Annotated in this window: 1 protein-coding gene; it reads right to left on the bottom strand. The window is 71.8% G+C overall.

What is annotated here, in order from left to right; translation table 11 throughout:
• Window positions 1-4018, bottom strand: a 4018-nt coding sequence (locus tag IBL25_RS27425) for an Ig-like domain-containing protein (RefSeq protein ID WP_275296064.1), incomplete at both ends; no start/stop codon positions are given.

Raw genomic sequence — 4018 nt, 5'->3', positions numbered from 1 at the left:
GCGGGCGCGGGCGGAGGCGTGGCCGGAGCGGCGGGGGTGCCCGGCATATCCGGCACGGCCACGCCGCCGCCGTCACCGCCACCCGGGGGAACATCGCCACCGCCGCCCGTGGCAGGCGCGACGGTCAGGCGCAGCAAGCCGCTGGTGACGGCTTCACTTCCGCCCCGCTCCACCGCCATGGCCTCCAGCCGCAGCGCCACCTCCCCTGTGAAGCCGGCGGGCGGGCGGATGGAAAGGCCGGGAATGGCCTCCGCCGGCACCAGCCAGCTTTCCGACCCGGCCGGATGGCCGGCCGAGAGCGTGAAGCCCGGCGGCAGGTCCCGCAGCCAGAGCCAGAGGCGTTCCGATCCATCCGTATCCGCCAGCGCGGCCTCCACCTGCAGCGGCACCCAGCCCGAGGCCGGGTCCGCATCGGCATGGCCGGGCGCCTGGATATCCCGCACCACCAGCAGCGGCGCATCGGCCACGCCGGTGGCTTCCACCAGCATGCTGCCGCCGATCTCCAGCCGCGCGCCGCTGGTATCCTCCACCGTCATGCGGATGCTGAGCGTCGCGGCTTTGTCGCTGTCACGCGGCATGGTCAGGGTGACGCCGGCCATCCGCGTGGCATCGATGCGGTGCAAGCCATCCTCCCCGGCCGCCGCCACCGTGCCATCGGCCAGCCGCAGCACGGCGCCCGCCGGCACGCCACCCAGCAGCACGCTGCCCACCACGCGCTCGGACCCATCGGCATCGCGCAATCCGGGGTTGAGCCGCAGGGCAATCGGCTGGTCCTCCGCCCCGCTCATGCGGCCCCAATTGCCGGAATGGCCATCCAGCCCGCCCACCGCCGGCGCGTCGATCACGCCCGTGATGCGCACCGGCAGCACCGCGCTGCTGCGCGCCTGCGAGCCGCCATTGCCTTCCTGCGCGATGGCAGTGACGGTGAGCGGCAGCGTGCCGGCGAAATCCTTTGGCGGCAGCAGCGACACATGCCGCGCTTCCGCCGCCGTCAGGGACCAGGCGCCATCGCCGCGGAAGGTGCCGGCGCTCAGCCGCGCCCCCGCCGGCAGGCCGGAGACCAGGACGAACAGCGTCTCCGACCCATCCGTGTCCACCAGCGCGGCGGAAAGGTCGAGCGGCACCGCCGTATCTTCGACACCCTGCCCGCCCGTGCCGGTGATCACGGGCGCATCGGCCACCGCGCGGACATGCACCGGCAGGTCCTGCGGCAGGCTTTCCGCCCGGCTGCCATTCGGCTCGGCCGAGATGGCGGAAATGCGCAGGGTGAAGCTGCGGTCGGAATCCGGTGACGGCGTGATCGTCAGGCTGCCCATGGCGGCAGGCGCCACCAGGATGCTGCCATCCGCCTGCCGCGCCAGCACGCTGCCACCGGCCCGCACCACCGCGCCTTCCGGCACATCCGCCAGCCGGAAGGCGATGATGCTTTCCGAGCCATCGACATCCGTGACCAGTGCCGTGGCATGCAGCGCGATGGCACTGTCCTCATCCCCCGCTACCGGGCCGGTTCGCAGCAGCGGCGCATCGGCCACGCCCCGCACCTGCACCGTGAAGGCCGCGGTGGTGGTGGCGCTGCTGTTGTCGCGGTCCAGGGCCGTGGCCCTGAGGGTCAGCGCGATGGTGCCGGAGAAATCGCGCGGCGGCGTCAGCGTCAGGCCATTGAGGTCGGCGGGCGCGAGCCTCCAACTGCCATCGGCGGCGCGGCTGCCGCGCGAGAGCGCCGCCCCCGCCGGCACCCCCAGGATGGAGAGGCTGAGGCTTTCCGAGCCATCGGTGTCGCGCAGCGCCGCCGCAAGGGACAGCGGGATCGGCTGGTCCTCGAAGCCGCTGACGGAGGCGGCGCTGGCCAGGGGCGCATCGGCCACGGCGGTGACGGTGACGGCATAGCTGCCGGTGATCACGCGGCTGACGGTCTTGCCATTGCCGGTATCGCTCAGGGTCGCCGTGACGGTGAGGGTGAAATCGGCATCGCTGTTGGGCGGCGGCGTGACGGAAATCCGCCCGGCGCGCAGCTCCGCCGTCGCGACATCCCAGACGCCGGGCGAGACCAGGGTGCCCTGGCTCAGCACCGCTCCCGCCGGCACACCCGCGATGCGGCTGAGTTCCGACCAGCTTTCCGAACCATCGGTATCCAGCGTCGAGAAACTGGGCCGCAACGCGATGGCCGTATCCTCCTTGCCCGTCACCTTGCCGCTGATGCTGCCGAGATCCGCCACCGGGCCGAGGCTGACGGTGAAGCTGGCGGCGGTGCGGGCGCTGGGCTGGCCATCCGCCGCTTCCGTGGCCACGGCCGTCAGCGTCAGGTTGAAGCTGCCGGAGAATTGCGCCGGCGGCGCCAGCGACAATCCTTCCAGCTGCTGCGGCGTCAGCCACCAGTTGCCATCGGATTGCCGGATGCCGGCGCTGAGACTGGCGCCGGCAGGCAGGCCACCGAGCAGGAAGCCCAGGCTTTCCGAACCGTCGGTGTCCCGCAGCGCGCCGCCGAGGCCCGCCAGCCGCAGGGGCGTATCCTCCTGTCCCTGGGCATCGGCCACGGTGACAATGGGCGCATCGGCAACCGGGCGCACCACCACATGCACCTCGGCCTCGCTCTCCCGCCGGTCCTGCAGGCCCCCGGCTTCATCGACCGTGGTGACAACGAAAACAAGCCGCAGGTCGGCATCGCTGTCGGCGGGGGGCAGCAGTGCCAGCATGCCGGATTGGAAGGCCTCCAGCGCCACCTCCCAGACACCCGGCCCAACCTCCTGCCCATGCGAGAGCAGGGCGCCCGGCGGCATGCCGCGCACCACCAGCGTCTCACCGAAATGCTCCGAGCCATCGGCATCGCGCAGGGCAAGGCTGCCACGCAGCGGAATCCAGCAATCCTCCTCGCCTTCGCCGCTGGCGGCGATGATGGCGGCATCGGCCACCGGCGCCACCATGACCGAGAAGCCTGTCTCGCTGCTGGCGAGATCGCCACTGGCCTCCCGTGCCGTGGCGCGCAGTGTCAGTGCCAGCATGCCAGCGAAATCAGCCGGCGGCCGCAGGGTCAGGCCAGGCAGGTCGGATGGCGAAACCAGCCAGCCGCCATCCGCCTGCCGCTCCCCGGCCGAAAGCAGCGCGTTGTCCGGCAGCCCGAGGATGCTGACCGACAGCGTTTCGGAGCCATCAACATCAACCAGCGCCGCCGAAAGATGTAGCGCCAGGCTTCCATCTTCCTGCCCCGACGCGGCAGCGGCCATCACCATGGGCGCATCCGTCACCGCGGCGACCTGGACCAGCAGCGGTGCCTCGATGTTTCTTTCAGCGCTGCCACCTTCGGCGTCTCGCATCACCGCTTCCAGCCGCAGGGCGATGGGCGCGTCGCTGTCGGCCGGCGGCAGGATGGCCACCTGCCCAGCGGCGAGCGCCGCCCGCTCCACTGCCCAGATGCCGCCGCCCAGGTCCTCACCCTGCGAGAGCACAGCCCCCGCTGGCATGCCATGGATGAGCACGCGCGCATCCCAGGCTTCCGAGGCATCCGGCGAAGCGCCGAAGGAGGTGTCCAGCGTGATCCACTGATCCTCGTTGCCCGCGGCAAGGCCTGCCAGCACGGCGCCATCCACCACCGGCGCCACCCGCACCTCGAAGCTGGCCTCGCTGCTGGCGGCATCGCCGGTGACTTCGCGCGCGGTGGCACGCAGTGTCAGCTCCAGGCTGCCGGCAAAATCGGCCGGTGGCCGCAAGGTCAGGCCAGGCAGGTCGGCCGGCGAGACCAGCCAGCCGCCATCCGCCTGCCGCTCCCCGGCCGAGAGTGTCGCGCCCTCAGGCAGGCCGAAGATGCTGACCGACAGTGTTTCCGCGCCATCCACGTCCCCTAAGGCGGCAGAGAGATGCAGGGCGATCTCCGTATCCTCCAGCCCGGCGGCATCGGAGGCGGTGACCACAGGCACCTGCGCCTTCGGAGGCTGCTCCACAGGTGGGAGGCCGGGTTCCACCGGCACCACCACTGGCGGTTCTTCCGGCTCCGGTTCCTCCGGCGGCAGGCTCGGCTCCTCCG

Origin of the sequence: Pseudoroseomonas ludipueritiae (assembly GCF_014490445.1) — a bacterium.
Classification (GTDB): domain Bacteria; phylum Pseudomonadota; class Alphaproteobacteria; order Acetobacterales; family Acetobacteraceae; genus Pseudoroseomonas; species Pseudoroseomonas ludipueritiae.
The sequence above is the reverse complement of the archived record's forward strand: the minus strand, read 5'-3'. Positions and strand labels throughout refer to the sequence as shown.